This is a genomic window from Streptomyces sp. NEAU-W12 (genome assembly GCF_026242095.1).
Lineage (GTDB): Bacteria > Actinomycetota > Actinomycetes > Streptomycetales > Streptomycetaceae > Streptomyces.
The window spans coordinates 78,792-98,284 of record NZ_JAPJDM010000011.1; the positions used below are offsets into that span (position 1 = coordinate 78,792).

Sequence of the window (19,493 nt, forward strand, 5' to 3'; positions counted from 1 at the left end):
CCAGGGGCCGAGCAGCCGGCGGAGGAACTGCCGACGCGTGTCGAAAGCGCCGGTTCCCGATCGGCGTGGGGGGTGAAAGGAGTACGTTCCACCATCTCAGGAGGATCCACCGTGGCCGCAGACATTGGCCCTCGCCCTCGACGGTCATGCGTCGGGCACCGGTGTCGCCCCTGACAACCCGGAGGCGACGGCGACGAGGCGCTCTTCGACCGGATGCGCAATCCGGCGAGCCCGCGGCAACGCCAGGGCGTCCCCGGTGGCGAGGAGAACCGCGACTCCGAGCTCGTGCGCGAGTGGTCCGGTGCCACCGGAGCGGTGGTCACGGGCCGGACGGCGTACGACCCGGGTGAGGAGTTCCGGGGTGACGACCCGCCGTTCCGCACCCCGGTCCTCGTGCTCACCCATCGGTCCCGGCCGACCCTGGTCAAGGAGTGCGGCACCGCTTTCACCTTCGTCACCGACGGCATCCACAGCGGCCTCGACCGGTGAAGGCCGTCGCCGGGGGCGGGAACGCCCACGTCGTGGGCGGGGCGAGCACGGTGCGGCAGGACCTCGGGGAGGGGCTCGTCGGCGAGCTGCAGCCGCACGCGGTGCCCGCGCTCCTCGGCGCGGAACCGCGGTTCTTCCAGGAGTCCGGCGCGGCGCGGCGGACCCTCGATGCGGTCCGGGCGGTCGGCTCGCCCGTGGCGGTCCACCTGAAGTGCCGCTCGGGGAAGCAGGGCGCAGAGGCAGCCCGCAGGGCATCACTTCCCGGGGGAGTGGTCGGCCCGGTGGGCCCCACGGACCGCGCGACCGGCGGTGCGTTACCGGTCGCGCGGTCCGCTCCCCGTGCCACTGGACCCCTCGGCGCTCGTCCCCCAACGGCGCTCGAGCGGGGTCACTCGGCCAGCGCGTGGGCCAGCTCCGTCGTGGCACGGGCGATCTTGGTGTCCTGGTCGTCCATCAGGTGGCGCAGGTCGCCCCGCCGTGCGCGCACGGCCTGCCGGGCGGCCCGCTCCCAGACGACCGGGTTCTCGCGGTGGTTGAGCAGCTTGGGATACGCGGCGGCGGTGCTCTCCCACTGCCGGGCCTCGGCGATGGCCCTGAGCAGGCGGATGATCTCGGCACGACAGGTCACGTGCGGCAGCTGCGCCAGCTCCCAGAGGAAGGGGACGGTGGCGGCCGTCGCCTGCTCCACCACGAAGCCGTACTGGCAGATCCGTTTCCGCAGATCCTCCAGGGCGGACCGGGCGGTGTCGGCGTCCCCCCAGGCGATGGCGTTGAGCAGCAGGGGGACGGCCGCCGCCGATCCGGTGGAGTCCTGGATGTCCCGCCACGGCACGCGGGACAGCGACATGAGCGGTGTCGTACGGGCCATTCCGGTCGGGGACGTGTGGCGCACAGGGCGCTCGCTGCTCGGCTGTTCCGTAGAAGCGCTGCGCATCGCGTGGGGCCTTTCGCGGCGGTCGGGTCGAATGGGGGGAGGGTCAGGCGGGCGGCCGGGCCGACAGCCGGGCCCGGACCGTTCTGTGTGCCGGGGGCACCCGGGGCCGGCCCCATGCCTCGGACGGGCCGCCGGCGCCGACGGCCGACCGGATCACTCGGTGCGCAGGTGAGGACATGCCATCTCCTCGATGCGACGTCAGGACAGGCCGTCAACAAGGGGGTTGACGCCCCAGCTATTATCCACACCGAGAGCGTTCGCGTGCAATTGCATGAGAAATTGCGTGAAGTTTTTTCGGGAACGGACGGGGGTGGACCGGGGTGGATCACGTGTGATCCGCCCCGGCGAACGGCCGGGCACCCCCCGGCAGCGCACAGGAACAGCAAGGAGGCTTCGGTGTCAGGAGTGTGGAACGGAGTGCGGGCGAGTTCCTTGGACGCCTGCTGGATCAAGAGCCGGCACAGCAACGCCGAGGGCAACTGCGTCGAGGTGGCACCGCTGGGCGACGGGGGTGTGGCGATGCGCAACTCCCGCGACCCCGACGGGCCCGCACTGGTCTACACGTCGGCGGAACTGGCGGCGTTCCTGGCCGGGGTGAAGGACGGCGAGTTCGACCACCTGGTCTGATGCGGCCGGCGCGGTGGGGCGGTCCGGTCCGCGCCGTCGTACCGAAGCGTGAAGCGGAGTTCGACTGCCGACTTCTGTAAGGCTTCTGGGGGCGCACGCACTGGGGCACAGTGAGGTGCGATAATGTAAACCGCCCTTGTGCCGGTCTGCTGGGAGGCAGGATGTCCGCCGCGTCGCATCGTATCTCCCGTCTGGAGCCCTATCTTGACCGGCCCGAGCCGGCTCCGACCCTGCTGAAGATGCTGGTGGGTGTGCAGTTGGCCGGCTTCCGCGAGGACGCCGGGCTGCCCCAGGACCAGGCGGCGCGCTCCGTCGGCTTCAGTGCGGCGAAGCTGTCCCGCATCGAGTCCGGCAAGGGGCGTCGCCCGCCGACGGAGAGCGACGTCCGGGCCCTGCTGGAGCTGTACGGCACGGACGACTACGAGGTCTCGGTCCTGGTCAAACTGCTCCGGCGGGCCGGGGAGCCGGGCTGGTGGCAGCGGTACGACAAGCGGCTGATGCCCGAGTGGTTCGACCGGCTGGTCGGACTGCAGGAGGCCGCAGCCACCATCCGCACCTTCGAGATCCAGTACGTCCCCGGTCTGCTGCAGACCGCCGCCTACACCCGTGCGGTGGTGGAGCGGGGCCTGCCCAACGCGCCGGCGAGTGAGGTGCAGCGTCGCGTCGAACTCCGAATGCGGCGGGCCGCGTTGCTGATGCGCGAGGACGCCCCACAGCTGTGGGCGGTCATCGACGAGTCGGTTCTGCTGCGGGTGCTGGGCAGCACCGAGGTGATGCGGGAGCAGCTCGCCCACCTCGTGCGGATGGCCGAGCGCTCCAACGTCACCGTGCAGATCGTGCCGTTGAGCGTGACGAACGCGTCGGCTCCCGCCATCCCGGTGACGTATCTGCGCTTCGGTGGCCTCGATCTGCCCGACGTGGTCTACCTGGAGCACATCAAGAGCGCCAATTTCCTCGAGGACCTCGACGAGACGGAGGAGTACCGGATCGCACTGGACCGCCTCGCCGACGAGGCCCTGCGGCCCCGCGAGTCCCTGGACCTGCTGCGCGCCACCGTGCGGGACCGCTACCCGGATCCGCTGTCCGGGTCGTGACGCCTCGGCGCCTCGAGCCGGAACGCGACGCGAACGCCCTGCCCGCTCGGGATCACCGGGGTCGCGCGAGGGGCGTGGCCGTGACCGGGCGGAGGGGCGTACGCCTGCGGGGCCCTACAGCGGGATCCGGCCCACGCCGCCGAACTCGATCCACTCCTGGGTGAGCTGACGGGGCGCCACATCGGTGTCCGGACGCCAGGTGGACACCTCCACCAGGCCCGGCTCCAGGACCTCCAAGCCCTCGAAGTACGACACGACGTCGCTCTTCGTACGCACCCGGCCCCAGTTCCCCTGGGTCGCCTGGTCCATGAACTCCGTGACGGAATCGCGGACTTCGGGGTCCTCGCTGACCAACTGGCACATCACCAGGAAGCTGCCGGGCGCGAGCCGCTCCCGGACCCGGCGGGCCACGGCGACCGGACCGTCGGTGTCGCTGTCCGGGATGCAGTGGAACACGGAGTTGAACAGCACGCAGGCCGGCCGCGAGAAGTCGATCAGGCGCTGCGTCTCGGCGCGGTCGAAGATCGAGTCGGTCTCCCGCATGTCGGCCTGTATGACCGCCGTGCGCTCGTCCTGCTCCAGCAGCGCGCGCCCGTGCACCAGCACCATCGGGTCGTTGTCGACATACACCACATGGGTGGTCGGGTCGATGCGCTGGGCGACCTGGTGGACATTCTCCTGGGTGGGCAGGCCGGAGCCGTGGTCGAGGTACTGCCGGATCCCGTACTCCTGCGTGAGGACCCGGACGACCCGCTGGAGGAAGCGCCGGTTGTTCAGCGCCAGGCGGCGTGTGCTGGGCACCACCTTGTCGAGCTCTTCCACGGCGGCACGGTCGGCCGCGTAGTTGTCCTTGCCGCCCAGGTAGTAGTCGTACATGCGTGCGGCTGTCGGCACGGTCGCGTCGATCTCGGTGGACAGCTGATTGCCGGTGTGCATCGTTCCCCCTGCGGAGTGCCGCTCCAACTGGACTGGCTGGACAGGGAGTACATCCTAGGTAGCGCTGCGCGAGTGGGGCCAGCCCATCGGCGAACAAGGTCCTGCGGAAATGGCGGGACCATCGCTGTCGGTACCGGTTGTCATCGGGTGACCGCATGGCGTAAGAATCTGTGTCGGTGCGAGTGTGGCGGTATCGTCTGTTTCATCCCCTCCGGTGTGTGCGGCGGACGGGGCCGGCCGGCCGATTCAGTCGCTTTCCCGGGAGGCGGTCATGGACGTCACGGACGACTACTACGACCTGGGCAGCTATCGCCGCCCCGTGACGACCGCCCTGGCTGAGGCCCAACTCTGGTTCGACCGGGGGCTGTTGTGGACCTATGCGTTCAACCACGAGGAAGCGGTCGCCTGTTTCGAGAGGGCGGCCGCGGCCGACCCCGACTGCGCCATGGCTTACTGGGGCATCGCCTACGCCCTAGGCCCGAACTACAACAAGCCCTGGGAGGCCTTCGACAGCGACGACCTCATCCGCAGTGTCGAACGCACCCACGCCGCTGTCGAATTGGCGCACGAGAAGGCCGAGGGAGCCACGCCCGTGGAGCGTGCCCTCATCGGAGCCCTGCGTGCCCGCTACCCCCAGGGGCGGGCGGTCGAGGACTGCTCGGTGTGGAACGAGCCCTACGCGGACCGCATGCTCGCGGTGTACGAGAGCGCCCCCGACGACCCGGACGTCGCCGTGCTCTGCGCGGACGCCCTGATGAATCTCACTCCCTGGCAGCTGTGGGACCTGAAGACCGGCCGCCCCGCCGCGGATGCCCGCACCCTGGAGGCCAAGGCCGTACTCGACCGGGCGCTCGCCGGTGACAGCGGCGCCCGGCATCCCGGCGTCGTGCACCTGTACATCCACCTGATGGAGATGTCCCCCACTCCGGAAGCGGCCCTCATGGTCGCCGACCGGCTGCGCGGCGCCGTGCCCGACGCCGGCCATCTGCGTCACATGCCCTCGCACCTCGAGGTGCTGTGCGGCGACTACCGACGGGTCGTGTCCGACAACACCCTCGCGATCGCCGCCGACGAGAAGTACCTCGCGCGGTCCGGCGCCATGAACTTCTACACCCTCTACCGCGCCCACAACCACCACTTCAGGATCTACGGCGCCATGTTCGCGGGCCTCTCGAAGGTCGCCCTGGACGCCGCCGCGCAGCTCGAAGCCGCCGTCCCCGAGGAACTGCTCAGGGTGCAGAGCCCGCCGATGGCCGACTGGCTCGAGGGCTTCCTGGCGATGCGCTTCCACGTCCTCATCCGCTTCGGCCGCTGGGACGCCATCCTGGCGCTGCCGTTCCCCGCCGACCCGGCGTTGTACCGCGTGACCACCGCGATGCTCCACTACGCCCGTGGCGTCGCTCTCTCGGCGACCGGAGAGGTCGACCGGGCCGAGGCCGAGCGCGAGAGCTTCCGCGCCGCGGTGGACCGGGTGCCGGACACCCGGATGCTGTTCAACAACACCTGCCAGGACATCCTCGCCGTCGCGGCCGCGATGCTGGACGGTGAACTCGCCTACCGCAAGGGCGACCACGACGACGCGTTCGCCGCACTGGAGCGGTCCGTCGAGCTGGACGACAACCTCCCCTACGACGAGCCCTGGGGCTGGATGCAGCCCACCCGGCACGCGTACGGGGCCCTGCTGCTGGAACAGGGCCGCGTGGACGAGGCGGAGGCGGTCTACCGGGCCGACCTCGGCCTCGATCCCACCTTGCCCCGGCCGCTGCAGCACCCGAACAACGTCTGGTCGTTGCACGGGTTCCACGAGTGCCTGACACGCACCGGCAGGACGGGGGAGGCCGCGATCGTGGCCCAACAGCTCAAGGCGGCGGCCGCGCTGGCGGACGTACCGATCGAGACGTCCTGCTTCTGCCGGCTGGACACCCGCCCGACGGCCTTTGGCGCGGACGCGGGCACCACCGGGAACGGCTGCCACTGCGCCTGAGCCGAAGACCCTGGTACGGCCGGGCGTCCCGGTGCCGGCACGTCCGGGGCGAAACGAGGGGCGAAACAGGGGGTGCGGTCCTCAGTGGGCTTCCACGACCTCCTGGAACGACTCCATGCAGGGGAAGCAGTGGCGGTCCGTCGCGTCCCGGCGACGGGACTCGTCCTCCTTCTCGACCCCGCACAGCGTGGTCGTTCTGTCGGTGGTCAGAACATGCCACACATGCTCTCCCGAAGTGTCCGCACCGCACCACATCTCGTGCATTCCCAGCTCCCTCCGGGTAGGCAGGCCGCTTCCATACGAGCACGGCGGGGGTCGGTACGACGCCCGGGGAGGACCAAGCGGGTGATGTGAGGGGCGGGTGCGTTCCCCTACGGCGGGCACCGTCGGCGCCGCCCCGGGCGGTGACCGCGCCTCCTCGTCCGCCCCGGCTCTGCCGGCGCATACGGTGCCGGACGCCGAGGGCCCCCGGCCGGTCACCGCCGCCCTGCCGCCCGCCCGGCGGGCCGATGAGACCGGTGAGATTGCCGGTCCGCGAGGGCGGTCCTCTCTCCGACAGTGGCAACCGCCAGCCCATCGGCGGCGCCCACGGCCGGCGCACGGTGACACCCCCATGTCGTACCCCCGTGCACCGGCCACCGGACGGTCCGCCGCGACAGAGAGGACCCCTCGCCGTGCAGCAGCACCCCCACACCAGCACCGCAGGCCCGGCCGCACGCCCCTCCCGCACCCGGCGCGGCAGGGCCGGACGGTTCACCGGACTGGCCGCGGCCGTCGCCGCCGTAGTCGGTCTCACCACCCTCACCGGTCCCGGCGCCCACGCCGCGGACAACCCCTACGAGCGCGGTCCGGCGCCGACCGAGTCCAGCATCGAGGCGCTGCGCGGCCCGTACTCCGTCTCCGAGACCTCGGTCTCCTCGCTCGCCGTCACCGGCTTCGGCGGAGGCACCATCTACTACCCGAGCAGCACCGCCGACGGCACGTTCGGCGCGATCGCCATCTCGCCCGGCTACACCGCCTACGAGTCCTCCATCGCCTGGCTGGGCCCCCGCCTGGCCTCCCAGGGGTTCGTCGTGTTCACCATCGACACGAACACCACCCTCGACCAGCCCGCCTCCCGCGGCGACCAACTGCTCGCCGCGCTCGACTACCTGACCGGACGCAGCGCGGTCCGCGGACGCGTCGACAGCAGCCGCCTCGGCGTCATGGGCCACTCGATGGGCGGGGGCGGCAGCCTCGAAGCGGCTAAGGACCGGCCCTCGCTCCAGGCGTCGATCCCGCTGACGCCCTGGAACCTCGACAAGACGTGGCCCGAGGTCAGGACCCCCACCCTGATCTTCGGGGCCGACGGCGACACGGTCGCCCCGGTCTCCAGTCACGCCGAGCCGCTCTACACCGGTCTGCCCTCCTCTCTCGACCGGGCCTACCTGGAGCTGAACAACGCCTCCCACTTCACGCCCAACTCCAGCAACACGACGATCGCGAAGTACAGCATTTCGTGGCTGAAGCGGTTCATCGACAATGACACCCGCTACGAGCAGTTCCTGTGCCCGCTGCCGCGGCGGAGCCTCACGATCGAGGAGGCGCGGGGCAACTGCCCGCACACCTCCTGACGTCCCGTCGGACACCGACAGGCTCCGGTGGCGGCCCGCGTGCGGTGCGGGCCGCCACCGGCGTTGTGCGCGTGCACCGCCGAGAGGCGTCCCGGTTGGGCGGCGGCACACGACGCCCACCGGACACACCGCGGAAAGCCGCTGGTGGAACGGCGGATGGGCCGCCCCCGTCACCCGGACGGACACCTTCCACCATTTCTTACGCGTGAGTAACGTCGTGGGAATGACCGGACAGACGACCCGTGGACCCGCTCCGCTCCGGTACCGGGCGGGACCCCGACGGCAGGCGCTCGCCGCGCTGCTGGACGGACTGCGCACCGACGGCGGTGCCCGTGTCGTGACCGGCGAGCCCGGCGGCGGCCGTACGGCCTTCCTGGAGTTCGCGGCACGATCCTTTTGTGCCGGACCGGTGTGGTATGTCCGTGCCGAACCGACCTGGTCTCCGCATGAGCAGCCCCACAGTGGTCTGCACACCCTACTGCGTGCCGCCGGCCACGCCGGGCGTCTCCCCGGCGACGGCAGGGTGGGCGGGGAGGTGCTCCTGGACATCCTGCGGGCGGAGTCCGCACGATCACCTCTGCTGGTGTGCGTGGACGACGCGCACCTGTGGGACACCGCTTCACGCGCCGCGCTGGGCCGGGTGGCGGCGCGCGTGCACGCGGCGGAGGGCGTCCACCGCGTGGGCCTGCTCGTCAGCGTGCCCGGACACCGGCCCGTGGGAAAGGAGCTGGCAGGGCTTCCGGTGCTGGAGCTCGCCCCGCTCACGCCCGGGGACGCGGCGGGCCTGCTGCACGATCTGACGGACGGGGCCGTCGACCCGGTCGTCCGCGACGAGTTGGTGACCGAGGCGCAGGGCAATCCCGCGCTGCTGCTGGCCCTGGCCCACCGCCTCTCGCCGGCCCAGCTCCGCGGCGACCGGGCGCTGCCCCGCCCCCTGGCCGATGCCGTGACGCTGGCCGCCGTCGCGGGCGGGTGCCCGAGCGGCCGTCGACCCGACCGGGCCGGCCTGTTGCTGACCGTCGCCGCGGCGATGCGTGCCACGGGGGAGCAGGATGCCGAGGCCGCGCTCGTATGGCGGGCGACGAACGGCTGCGGCGGTCGGGAGGGCGACGGGCGGCCCTCACCGTCCGAGCCGCCGAAGGCGCCCGAGCTGGTCACGGTCTCCGAGGGCCGGCTCCGCTTCCGCAGCCCGCTGCTCGGCAGGGCGCTGTACGCCGGTGCGCCCCCCGAACGTCGCCGCGCCGCGCACCGTGAGCTGGCCGCGGCGCACCCCGATCCGCACGGCGTGCCCGCACTGCTGCACCGCTCATGGGCCGCCCTCGGACCCGACGCGGCCCTGGCCACCCGACTTGAGCGCGCAGTCACCGACCCGACCTCCGGCATACCGTCCTCCCTGCGCCGTACGGCGCAGGTGCGGGCCGCCGAACTGACACCGGACGACGCGCGGCGGGCGCGGCGGTACACGGCCGCCGCACAACAGGCTCTCCTCGCCGGGCATCCGCGCGAGGCCCTGTGCCTGCTCGACGCCGCCGGAAGCCGGCCGGCACCGGCGCCGGTGCGCGGCCGCGCCGAACTGCTCCGGGGCGGAGTGCTCCTGGCCGACGGCCCGGTGGACGACGCCCGTGAGTCCTTCTTGCTCGCCGCCCGGCTCCTGGCGGGCCCGAGTCCGGCGGAGGCCGACGCCGCGGTCCTCGGCGCGGCGGGCGCGGCCTGGGCCGCCGGCGACTGGCAGGCCTGCCTTCGGGCTCTCACCCACGATGACGCCTCCGCCGATCCCGCCGTCGCGGGGGCGCTCGTTCTCCGCGCCGCGGCTGCGACCACGAGGGGGCCCCAGGAGGCGGCAGCACGGGAGGCGCTCCGGGGCGGCCCTCCCCACCGCGGCGCCGTCCCGGCGCAGCCCTCCGTTTCCCCGTCCAGCCTGCTCCGCGACCACCGGGACGGCATGCGCGCCGTGCTGCTGGGGCGGTTCGACCTCGCCGCTGCCCCGCTGACCCGCGTGGTGGACCGGGGCCGTCCCGCCACCGACCCCGAACGGCTGCTGCGGTCGGCCGCCGCGGCCCTCATGCTCGGGGACGTCGCCGCCGCCCGCCGGGTCGGAGCACGGGCCCTGGCGGCGGCACGCACGCTGGGCGCCGCGTCCCTGGAACCGCGCGCCCTGGAGTACCTGGCCTACGCCGAACTGCGCGCCGGCTGTCACCAGCTGGCCCGTACCCACGCCGAGGAGGGGCTGCGTTCCGCGCGCCGGACCGGACAGCGGAACACGGCCGCCCACCACCACGCCGTACTGGCGCTGGCGGCATCGATCGAGAGCGACCGGGCACGCGTCACCGGGCACGCGGCGGCAGCGCTCACCACGGCCCGGCGGCACGGCCTGGCCCAGGCCTCTCTGCTCGCCCAGTGGGCGGTGGCCCGTGCCGATCTGGGCGCGGGCCGCCCCGAGGCGGCCGCCGACCGGCTCGGCCCGCTGGTCCGCCCCGGCGCGCGGCGCGGCCACTTCGCGCTGTGGATGCTCGCCGTCCCCTGCTTCGTGGAGGCCGCCGCACTGGCCGGGCGGCCCGAGCACGCCCGCGCGGTGGTCGAGGACTTCGCGCTGTGGACCAGCTGCGGCGCCGACCCTCAGGCCCCCGCCCAGCTCCTGCGCTGCCGCGCCCTGCTGGCCGCACCGGAGGACGCCGACGAGCTGTACCTGCGCGCCCTGCAGCGGCACGACGAGACGTCCGGCGACTTCGAACGGGCCCGCACCGGACTGCTGCACGGCAAGTGGCTGCGCCGGCGGCGCAGACTGCGCGAGGCCCGCGCCCGGCTCGGGGAAGCGCTGGTCGACTTCGAGCGCTGCGGCGCGCAGCTCTGGGCACGCCAGACGGCGGCGGAACTGCGCGCCAACGGCGTGGCCCCGCACGGGCCGGGCGCGGGCGAACCGCCCCGGCACGGCGCGCGGGGCCTGTCCCGGCTGACCCCGCAGCAACTGCGGATCGCCCGGTGCGTCGCCGAGGGGGCCACCAACCGGGAGGTGGCACTGAGCCTGTCCGTCAGTACCCGCACCGTGGACTACCACCTGCGGAACATTTTCGCCACGCTCGGCGTCCGCTCCCGGGTCGAGCTGGTCCGACTGGTCGAACAGGCGGAAAAGACCGGTGCACAACTCTAGGGACCGACCGGACGGTATGTCATCCTTCGGGGCAGGACGAGTCGGGGGGGGGGGGGGGGGGGGGGGGCCCGCGGGGGGGGGGGGGCCTGCCGGGGGGGCCGGCCCCCGGGCCCCGGCGCCGCGGGGAGCGGGTCGGGGCGCCGCCACGCGGGCGCCACCGGGAAAGCCGACCCTGGGGGAGATGCGCGATGCAACACGCCGTACGGCCACGGAGCCTGCCGCGCCCCGGACCCGTGCCCGCACCGCGGGCGCGGGCACCGCGTGTGCGGTCACTGATCGACGCCGACGCACTGGGTGTGCTGCACCGGGCCGCCCGGGTGCTCCTTGACGACCTGCCCCGGCTCTCCGACCAGCTGATCGCCCTGCTCCAGGACCAGGAGCCCGCCTACCGGTCGGCGATCGAGAACGACGCCACCGAGATCTGGCAGGAGGTGCACCGCTCGTTGCGGCACAGCGTCTCCGCGCTGCTCGACCCGCGCGGTGTCCGGGACGCGGCCCGCCGCTGCTCCTGGAAGATCGGCGCCACCCGCGCCGAACAGGGGCTGCCGCTGGACGCGCTGCTGCACGCCTTCCGGCTGGGTGGCTCCCTGGTGTGGCAGAGCCTGGTCGACGAGACCTCCCGGACGGCCCCCGAGGACGTACGGCTGCTGGTGCACGTGGCGTCCGACGTGTGGAACTTCGTCGACGAGCACTGCACCGTCGTGGCGGACTCCTACCGGCAGACCGAGCGCCAGCTGTCCTGGCGGCGGGAGAACAGGGTGCGGCTGCTGGCCGCGGCGCTGCTCGACGGGACCAGCCGGATCGCCGACCTGCCCGAGGCCTCGCTGGCGCTGAACCTGCCGGAGCACGGCCGGTACGTGGTCGTCGCGGTCGGCGGCGGCCGGTTCGCCGCCTGTCCCCGTGCCCAGGCGGTGCTCGCTCCCGGTGTGCGCGTGCACTGGCACACAGGCGTGGACGCCGACCACGGCGTCGTCCTGGTCCAGGACGACACGCAACCGGTGGTGGAGGACGAGCAGCCGCCCGGCGTACGGGTGGGTGTCAGCAGCGCCGTCGAAGGACTAGCCGCGGTGGGCGAGGCACGCAGGCTGGCGGACACCGCGCTGAGCCTGTGCCCGGAGGGCGGCGGCACGGTCCGGCTGACGGAGCACCTGCCTGCGGCCCTGGTCGTGTCGTCCCCCGACCTCGGCGCCGCCCTGGCCGACCGGCTCTTCGGCCCGCTGGCACGGCTGGAGCCCGCCGACGCGGAGGTCCTGCTGGAGACCCTGGCCACCTGGCTGGCCTGCGACGGGTCCGCCCAACGGGCGAGCAGACGGCTGTACTGCCACCGCAACACCGTCCTCAACCGCCTGCGCCGCTACGAGCAGTTGACCGGACGTTCCCTTTCCCGCCCCTTCGACCTGGTCGAGGTCACCCTCGCCCTGACCGCCCGCAGGCTCCTTCCGCGCTGAGCCGTGCGCCAAAGGGCTGCAGGACTAGGGCTCCAGGACGTCCTTGACGAACACGATCCCCTCGGCCCTCTCCAGGTGGGCCGGGTCGAGCGGCGCGTAGCCGAACCAGGGGGACGTCCTGGGGGCGGGCGGCCGGTCGCCGAGGAGACCGGCCAACCGGGTGCCGTCGACGACGCAGCGGTCCTCCGGCAGCGCGTACAGGAGTCCTTCGACGGTGTCCGCCGCAGGGGTGTCCACTCCCCGGTGACGGATCGTGCCGAGGGCTGTGGCCAGGAAGGCGTACTCCTCGCCCAGGCGGGCGCTCACGAGCGCGCCGGCGCTCCACCACTTCAGCAGCGGCCGGTCCCACATGCGCATCGTGCTCCTGTCCCGCTGGAGATGGCTGTTGTGGGCGAAGACCAGGACCGGGCCCCGTTCGGCGAGGGCGAGGAGGTTGTCGGCCATCATCCGGCCCCGCTGGCCCAGCAGCCGCGTCATGCGGCCGGGTGAGGTGCCGGCCAGCCAGTAGTGGTAACGCAGCAGGCCGGTGGCGGTGCGTCCGTACAGGCGCGCCCGGTCCCAGTCGTCCCGAGAGGCCGCCGCGATCAGGTGCGGCATCTCGGCGTCGAGCAGCGCCACCAGGTCGTCGGCGAGCAGCAGCAGCTCCCCGGCCTCTGCCGACCGCCCCACGGACCGGGCCGGGTCCGTCATGACGGCGGGATGGGTCCACCGGTCGTCGGCGCCGAGCAGCCGGTCCAGTGCTTTTGCGGTACAGGGGAGCAGGTCCGCGTCCACCCGGGCCGCGAGGCAGCCGTGGAGTGCGGTGAGGGCCTGCCGGGGGCTCGCGGCACCCGTGATCTCCAGCGGGCCGTCGAAACCGGCGAAACGGAGCTGCTCGGACGCGGGCCGGCCGTCGTTGTACTCCCGCATCCAGCGCACGAGTTCGCGGTTGGCCGCGGACGCGCCGAACCCATGGCTGAATCCGTGCTCCATCACCTCGTCGAGGGTGCCCGTGCCCGAGGTGACGTAGTCGTCCACGACCAGGCCCATGAGGCAGTCGCTCTCGATCGCGATCGTCCGGTAGCCCTCCTGCCCGACAAGCTGCCGGAACAGTTCGTTGCGCAGGGCCTGCAGAGCGTCCTCGCCGTGCGCGGGCTCCCCGAGCGCGAGCACGCGCGGCCGGCCGGGGAGCAGCTCCATGACGCTCCCGGCGTCCACGGCACGGACGGCGTCCTTGATGCAAGTAGTCATGCGTCAACGCTATCGCTGAACTTCCGGTGGAAACTTTCCCGCGATACCGTCGGTGCCATGGGGCGAAACCTTCAAAGCGAGGAGCGGCTTCGACCGGTCGACCTGGCACGCGGGCACGGTCTGTCCACCCAGGCCGTCAGGAACTACGAGGAGGCCGGCATCCTCCCGCCCGCCGACCGCACCCTCCACGGCTACCGCACCTACACCCGGCTGCACGCACGCGCCCTGGCCGCGTTCCGCGCCCTGGTGCCCGGCCACGGTCACGCGACGGCGACGGCGATCATGCGTGCCGTCAACCAGGACGCGGTCGACGAGGCGCTGCGGCTCGTCGACGAGAGCCACGCTCAACTGCTCGAGGACCGCCGCACACTCCACGCCGTGGAGCGGGCTCTCGGCGACCTGGCGTCCGGCACGGAGCGGCCCGGCCCGGTGCCGGGCACGGCGTCCCGCGCGGTCCCCGGCTCCGACGGCACGTTCATCGGGCCACTGGCACGTCGGCTCGGCCTCCGACCCGCGACGCTGCGCAAGTGGGAGCGCGCCCAACTGGTGCGTCCGCGTCGCGACCCGCTGACCGGCTACCGCGTCTACGACGAGGCCGACGTACGGGACGCCCGCCTCGTCCACCAGCTCCGGCGGGGCGGCTACCTGCTGGCGCAGATCGCCCCGCTCATCGCCCAGGTGCGGTCCGCCGGAGGCCTCGAGCCCCTGGAAGGCGCCCTCCAGGACTGGCACGCCCGGCTGTCCGCCCGCGGGCGGGCGATGCTGACCGGAGCCGCCGAACTGGACGCGTACCTGCGCGCCCGCGGCTGAGGCCCGGGCCCGCCCCTGGGCAGCCGCACAACCCCCGCGCGCCCCCGTTGGGACGTCGCAGCGAGCGGGGCCGGAAGTCTGTTCCGCCTGCCCGCGCCCGTGCTGTCGTGGGCTCCCCTTTCCGTCGAAGCCGTCGCCGCCGTGCGGTACGGCCCCGAGGAGCCGTGATGCCCGAAGCACCACCGGACGACCGGCCCGCACTGCACGTCGAGAACGTCGACGTGACGTACGGGCGCTCCCTGTCCGCCCTCCGCTCCGTGTCCCTCACCGTGCCGCACGGCGGCGTCGTCACCCTGCTCGGTGCCAACGGCGCGGGCAAGACGACCCTGCTGCGGGCGGTGTCCGGCACCCTGCGCCTGCACCGCGGTGCCATCACGGCCGGCCGCATCCGCTACGGCGACACCGTGCTCGACGGCAAGGACCCCGTGAGGGCGGTACGCGCCGGAGTCGTCCAGGTCCCGGAGGGACGGCGGGTGTTCGCCGGGCTCACGGTCGACGAGAACCTGCGCAGCGGCGGCCTCGGACTCGGCCGCCGGGGCCGGGCCCAGGTCCACGAGGCACGGGAGCGCGTGTTCACGCTCTTCCCCCGGCTCGCCGAACGCACCCACCAGGCCGCGGGGCTGCTGTCCGGGGGCGAGCAGCAGATGCTCGCCATCGGCCGCGCACTGATGGCCGCTCCCCGCCTGCTGCTCCTCGACGAGCCGTCCCTCGGTCTCGCACCGCAGATGGTGTACCGGATCGCAGAGGTGATCCGCGAGATCAACACCCAGGGCACCGCCGTGCTCCTGGTCGAACAGAACGCGGGTATGGCACTCTCCCTCGCCGACCACGCCCATGTCCTCGAGGTCGGCGAGACCCGCCTGTCCGGCCCCGCCGACGAGCTCTCCCGCACCGACGCCGTACGCCGCCTCTACCTGGGCGAGGCGGCCGAGGAACAGGCGGGCGGCGACCGGGCGGCCGAGGACCGGGGGGCGGCGTGAACGACCGCACCACCACCGAGCCGCCCGTGCTCGACGTACGGGACGTCACCGTGCGCTTCGCCGGACTCACCGCTCTCGACACCGTCTCCCTCACCGTCGCACCCGGCACGGTGCACGCGATCATCGGACCCAACGGCGCCGGCAAGTCGACCTGCTTCAACGTGCTGTCCGGCCTGTGCCGCCCGGCCGCCGGCACGGTGACCCTCGGCGGCACCGAACTGACCCGGCTCGCCCCGCACCGCATCGCGGCGCTCGGCGTGGCCCGCACCTTCCAGAACATCGTCACCACCCACGGCACGGTCGCCGACAACCTGATGCTCGGCCGCCACGCCCTGACCCGCGCCGGGTTCGCCGCCACCGCCCTGCGTCTGCCGGGCGCCGTGCGCGAACAGCGCGAGCACCTCGCACGGGCCCGCGAGATCGCCGAACTGACCGGTCTCGGCGCCCACTTCGACAGCCCGGTCGCCCTCCTGTCGTACGGCGACCGCAAACGCGTGGAACTCGCCCGCGCCCTCTGTCTGGAGCCACGCGTGCTCCTGCTCGACGAACCGGTGGCCGGCATGAACGCCACCGAACGCGCCCGCACCGCCGAGGTCGTGGGTGAACTGCGGGCCGAACTCGGCCTGTCCATCGTCCTCGTGGAACACGACATGGGACTGGTCATGCGCCTCGCCGACGACGTCACCGTGCTCGACTTCGGCCGGTCCATCGCTCACGGCACCCCCGACGAGGTCCGCCGTGACCCCGAGGTGCTGCGCGCCTACCTCGGCACCGACACCCGGGGGGAGGACGCGGCATGACCGTATTCCTGGACACCGTCCTCGGCGGCATCGCCCTCGGCGCGGTCTACGCGCTGGTCGCCCTCGGCTTCGTCGTCATCTTCAAGGCGTCCGGCGTCCTCAACTTCGCCCACGGCTCCCTGCTCCTGTTCGGCGGCTACCTGACCGCCGTCCTCCACGACGACCTCGGCTTCGCCGGCGCGCTGGCACTGGCGGTCCTGACCACCGCCGCCCTCGCGGGCGCCCTCGACCGGTTCCTGCTGCAACGCGGCGGACAGGACGCGCACTCCGCCCATGTGCAGACCATCGTCACCATCGGCATCGACATCGTCCTGCTGACCGACCTGGCCCGGCGCATCGGCGGCGACCTGCTGTCTCTCGGCGACCCCTGGGGCGACGCCGTGACCGAGCTCGGCCCGGTGACCGTCGCCGACAGCCGGCTCGCGGCGATCGTGGTGTCCGCCGTGGTCATCGGCGGTGTGTTCGCGCTCTTCCGGTTCACCCCCTGGGGACTGTCCCTGCGGGCGGCGGCCGAGGACCTCGAGGCCGCGTCCCTCATGGGCGTACGGCTCGGCCGGGTCCGCGCGATCGCCTGGTGCCTGGCGGGCGCGCTCGCCGCACTCGCCGCCGTGTTCCTCGCCGCCTTCCCGGCACCCGGCCTGGAACGCAGCACCGGCCTGATCGCGCTCAACGCCTTCCCCGCGGCGATCCTCGGTGGCCTCGCCTCCCCGACCGGAGCCCTCGCGGGCAGCCTGCTCATCGGCCTGACCGAGGCCCTGGTCGTCGGCTACCAGTCGGACCTGCACGTCCTCGGCGAGGGCTTCGGCGACGTCGCCCCGTACGCCGTGATGCTGCTGGTGCTCCTGGTACGGCCCACCGGGCTGTTCGGCGCGAAGGGAGCAGCCCGTGTCTGACCGCATCCCCATGGCCCTGACCGGCCGCGGGGCACGGATCGTGCTCCTCGCCGTCGTCCTGTGCCTCCCCCCGTTCTACCTGGACGCCTTCTGGCTGCGCATCGGCCTGTTCTCCATGGCGGCCGCCATCGGCGCCATCGGCCTCGCCCTGCTGACCGGCACCGCCGGACAGCTCTCCCTCGGCCACGCCTTCTTCCTCGCCGTCGGCGCCTACGGCTACACCTGGCTCGCGGGCGAGCCCGGCCCGGGACTGCCGACCTCCCTCGCCGCCCTCCTCGCGGTGCTGCTGGCCGGCGCGGCGGGCGGGCTGTTCAGCCCCGTCGCCGCCCGGGTGCGCGGCATCTACCTGGGCATCGCCACTCTCGCCCTGGTCTTCCTCGGCCACCACGTGCTGCTGACCGCCGACGGCATCACCGGCGGATTCAACGGCCGTTCCGTGCCCCCGCTCAGCCTCGGCGGCTTCACCTTCGGCGCCGACGGCCCCGAACTCACCGTGCTCGGCGTGCCGTTCGGCGCGGAGGAACGACTGTGGTTCCTGGGCCTGGCATTGTTCGCGGTCACCTGGTTCACCGCCCGCGGCCTGCTGCGCGGGCGCCCCGGCCGGGCGCTCGCCGCCCTGCGCGACAGCGAGACCGCGGCCGCCGTGATGGGTGTCGACGTCGCCCGCCACCGCTCGGCGGCCTTCGTGGTGTCGTCCATGTACGCAGGGCTCGCGGGCGTTCTCCTCGCCCTCTCCTTCCGCCGGGTCGTCCCGGACTACTTCTCCCTGGTCCTCTCCGTCGACTACCTCGCCATGATCGTCATCGGCGGGCTCGGCTCCGCCGCCGGAGCCACCGCGGGCGCCGTCTTCGTCACCGCGCTCCCGCTGCTCATGACCCGCTACGCCGACCAGCTCCCCCTGGTGGCCGCCCCCGGCTCGGGCGGCGGCTCCATCGGCCCCACGGAGGCCGCCCGCTACCTCTACGGCGCCGCGATCGTCCTCGTCCTGCTGTACGCGCCCGACGGCCTGCACGGACTGGGCCGCCGGGCCCGCGACCGCGTACGGCGCCGACGCCCCCGGGCCCCCGCCACCGACCAGGCCCAGACACCACCGCAACCGGCCGCAGCCGTACGACCCAAGGAGCACACCCCGTGAACACCACGCATCACCGGTCCCGCACCCGGCGCCGCACCAGCGGCGCCGCCCTCGCCGGAGCCCTCGTCCTGCTGCTCGCGGCCACCGGGTGCAGCTCCAAGGCGGACGACGGCAACGGGGGCGGCGAATCCGCCGACGGCGTCCGCACCGGCCCCGGCGTCAGCGCCGACACCATCCGGCTGGGCGCCCTCACCGACCTCACCGGCCCGTACGCCACGCTCGGCAAGAGCATCGTGCAGGCCCAGCAGATGTGGGCCGACGAGACCAACGCCGACGGCGGCATCTGCGACCGAAAGATCGAGATCGTCGTCAAGGACCACGGCTACGACGTGCAGAAGGCGGTCACCGCCTACGCCGACATCGCGCCGGACGTCGTCGCCCTGCCCCAGGTCATCGGCTCGCCCGTCGTCTCCGCCCTGCTCGACGACGTCGAGCGCGACAAGGTGCTCACCTTCCCGCAGGCCTGGGCCGCCTCCCTGCTCGGGAAGGACGCCATTCAGGTCCTCGGGACCACCTACGACATCGACATGATCGCCGCGGTCGACTTCCTCACCCGCACCAAGGGAGTGAAGAAGGGCGACACCATCGGCCACGTCTACTTCGAGGGCGACTACGGCGCCAACGCGCTGGAAGGCTCCACCTGGGCGGCGAAGCAGGCCGGACTGAAGATCGCCGGGCAGAAGATCCAGGCCACGGACACCGACCTGTCCGCACAGGTCTCCGCCCTGCGCAAGGAAGGCGTCAAGGCCGTCCTGATCAGCGCCGGACCCGCCCAGACGGCCTCCCTCGTCGGCGTCGCCGCCTCCCGGGGCCTGAGCGTCCCCGTGGTCAGCAGCGCACCGGGCTACGCGCCCCAGCTGATGGAGACCCCGGCCGCGCCGGCCCTGGCCGCCATGCTGCACGTGGTGAGCGCCGCACCCGCGGTCAGCTCAGAGCTGCCGATGGTCCAGCGCATGGTGACCTCGTACAAGAAGAAGTACCCGGACTCGCCCGTCGACTCCGGGGTGCTCTCCGGCTACAACGCGGCGCAGCTCATGGGCGCCGACCTGAAGGCGGCCTGCGACGCCGGCGGCCTCAGCCGCGAGGACGTCGTCAGGGCGCACCGCTCGCAGAAGAACGCCGACACCGGTCTCGGCACCGCACAGAACTTCTCCGACGTCGACCGTCCGGCGAGCGTCGAGACGTACGTCCTCAAGCCCGACGCGAAGGCGACGGGCGCCATGGTGAACGCCGAGGACGCGCACACCGCCTCGGGCGTCGAGGAGTACCTGTCCGGCCGGTAGGCGCACCGCGCCGTCCGGCCCGCCCCGGCGGACCCCGCGGAGGGGGCGCCGGGGCGTCCGTGCGCTCGGGGCAGGACAGGGGGGAACGG

Annotated in this window: 17 protein-coding genes; 13 read left to right on the forward strand and 4 right to left on the reverse strand. The window is 73.1% G+C overall.

Annotated elements, in window-relative coordinates; translation table 11 throughout:
• The first annotated feature begins 213 nt into the window (after window positions 1-213).
• Window positions 214-489 carry a hypothetical protein gene (locus ORI94_RS15755; RefSeq protein WP_266075721.1) on the forward strand — a complete coding sequence of 92 codons (276 nt, stop codon included), beginning with the start codon at window positions 214-216 and terminating at the stop codon, window positions 487-489.
• Between the two features lie 388 nt (window positions 490-877).
• Here the strand turns inward: ORI94_RS15755 and ORI94_RS15760 are convergent, their stop codons facing one another.
• A complete protein-coding gene (locus tag ORI94_RS15760; protein WP_266075723.1) occupies window positions 878-1,423 on the reverse strand; it encodes a hypothetical protein in 546 nt (181 codons plus the stop codon).
• Window positions 1,424-1,819: 396 nt separating this feature from the next.
• Between ORI94_RS15760 and ORI94_RS15765 the strand changes: the two genes are divergently transcribed.
• Together ORI94_RS15765 and ORI94_RS15770 are read left to right on the forward strand one after the other, a co-directional pair.
• Window positions 1,820-2,050 carry a DUF397 domain-containing protein gene (locus tag ORI94_RS15765; protein WP_266075725.1) on the forward strand — a complete coding sequence of 77 codons (231 nt, stop codon included), beginning with the start codon at window positions 1,820-1,822 and terminating at the stop codon, window positions 2,048-2,050.
• 161 nt (window positions 2,051-2,211) lie between these two features.
• Window positions 2,212-3,144 carry a helix-turn-helix domain-containing protein gene (locus ORI94_RS15770; RefSeq protein WP_266075727.1) on the forward strand — a complete coding sequence of 311 codons (933 nt, stop codon included), beginning with the start codon at window positions 2,212-2,214 and terminating at the stop codon, window positions 3,142-3,144.
• A gap of 114 nt (window positions 3,145-3,258) precedes the next feature.
• Here the strand turns inward: ORI94_RS15770 and ORI94_RS15775 are convergent, their stop codons facing one another.
• Window positions 3,259-4,080 (reverse strand): SAM-dependent methyltransferase, encoded by an 822-nt coding sequence (locus ORI94_RS15775; protein ID WP_266075729.1) that lies wholly within the window; start codon window positions 4,078-4,080, stop codon window positions 3,259-3,261.
• Window positions 4,081-4,351: 271 nt separating this feature from the next.
• Here ORI94_RS15775 and ORI94_RS15780 point away from each other — a divergent pair, with 271 nt between their 5' ends.
• A complete protein-coding gene (locus tag ORI94_RS15780) occupies window positions 4,352-6,064 on the forward strand; it encodes a hypothetical protein (protein ID WP_266075731.1) in 1,713 nt (570 codons plus the stop codon).
• 81 nt (window positions 6,065-6,145) lie between these two features.
• Here ORI94_RS15780 and ORI94_RS15785 read toward each other — a convergent pair whose 3' ends face one another.
• Window positions 6,146-6,286, reverse strand: coding sequence for a hypothetical protein (locus ORI94_RS15785; protein WP_266075732.1), 141 nt, complete (start codon window positions 6,284-6,286; stop codon window positions 6,146-6,148).
• Between the two features lie 452 nt (window positions 6,287-6,738).
• Here ORI94_RS15785 and ORI94_RS15790 point away from each other — a divergent pair, with 452 nt between their 5' ends.
• The 3 genes from ORI94_RS15790 (at window position 6,739) to ORI94_RS15800 (ending at window position 12,273) form a co-directional block, all read left to right on the forward strand.
• Complete coding sequence (locus tag ORI94_RS15790; RefSeq protein ID WP_266075734.1) at window positions 6,739-7,677, forward strand: alpha/beta hydrolase; 939 nt, start codon at window positions 6,739-6,741, stop codon at window positions 7,675-7,677.
• Between the two features lie 223 nt (window positions 7,678-7,900).
• Complete coding sequence (locus ORI94_RS15795; RefSeq protein ID WP_266075736.1) at window positions 7,901-10,825, forward strand: LuxR family transcriptional regulator; 2,925 nt, start codon at window positions 7,901-7,903, stop codon at window positions 10,823-10,825.
• 188 nt (window positions 10,826-11,013) lie between these two features.
• Window positions 11,014-12,273, forward strand: a complete 1,260-nt coding sequence (locus tag ORI94_RS15800; protein WP_266075738.1) for a PucR family transcriptional regulator — start codon at window positions 11,014-11,016, stop codon at window positions 12,271-12,273.
• Window positions 12,274-12,297: 24 nt separating this feature from the next.
• Here the strand turns inward: ORI94_RS15800 and ORI94_RS15805 are convergent, their stop codons facing one another.
• A complete protein-coding gene (locus tag ORI94_RS15805) occupies window positions 12,298-13,503 on the reverse strand; it encodes an erythromycin esterase family protein (protein WP_266075740.1) in 1,206 nt (401 codons plus the stop codon).
• Window positions 13,504-13,560: 57 nt separating this feature from the next.
• Between ORI94_RS15805 and ORI94_RS15810 the strand changes: the two genes are divergently transcribed.
• From ORI94_RS15810 to ORI94_RS15835, 6 genes are all read left to right on the forward strand, one after another.
• The gene (locus ORI94_RS15810; protein WP_266075742.1) at window positions 13,561-14,313 is read left to right on the forward strand and encodes a TioE family transcriptional regulator; all 753 of its coding nucleotides are present in this window, start codon (window positions 13,561-13,563) and stop codon (window positions 14,311-14,313) included.
• Window positions 14,314-14,480: 167 nt separating this feature from the next.
• Window positions 14,481-15,293 (forward strand): ABC transporter ATP-binding protein, encoded by an 813-nt coding sequence (locus ORI94_RS15815; protein WP_266075744.1) that lies wholly within the window; start codon window positions 14,481-14,483, stop codon window positions 15,291-15,293.
• Complete coding sequence (locus ORI94_RS15820) at window positions 15,290-16,093, forward strand: ABC transporter ATP-binding protein (RefSeq protein ID WP_266075746.1); 804 nt, start codon at window positions 15,290-15,292, stop codon at window positions 16,091-16,093. Before ORI94_RS15815 ends, ORI94_RS15820 begins: the two co-directional genes overlap by 4 nt.
• Window positions 16,090-16,986 (forward strand): branched-chain amino acid ABC transporter permease, encoded by an 897-nt coding sequence (locus ORI94_RS15825; protein WP_266075748.1) that lies wholly within the window; start codon window positions 16,090-16,092, stop codon window positions 16,984-16,986. Before ORI94_RS15820 ends, ORI94_RS15825 begins: the two co-directional genes overlap by 4 nt.
• Window positions 16,979-18,121, forward strand: a complete 1,143-nt coding sequence (locus ORI94_RS15830) for a branched-chain amino acid ABC transporter permease (protein ID WP_416237830.1) — start codon at window positions 16,979-16,981, stop codon at window positions 18,119-18,121. The genes ORI94_RS15825 and ORI94_RS15830 overlap by 8 nt, the downstream gene beginning before the upstream one ends.
• The gene (locus tag ORI94_RS15835; RefSeq protein ID WP_266075750.1) at window positions 18,118-19,404 is read left to right on the forward strand and encodes an ABC transporter substrate-binding protein; all 1,287 of its coding nucleotides are present in this window, start codon (window positions 18,118-18,120) and stop codon (window positions 19,402-19,404) included. The genes ORI94_RS15830 and ORI94_RS15835 overlap by 4 nt, the downstream gene beginning before the upstream one ends.
• Window positions 19,405-19,493 lie beyond the last annotated feature (89 nt).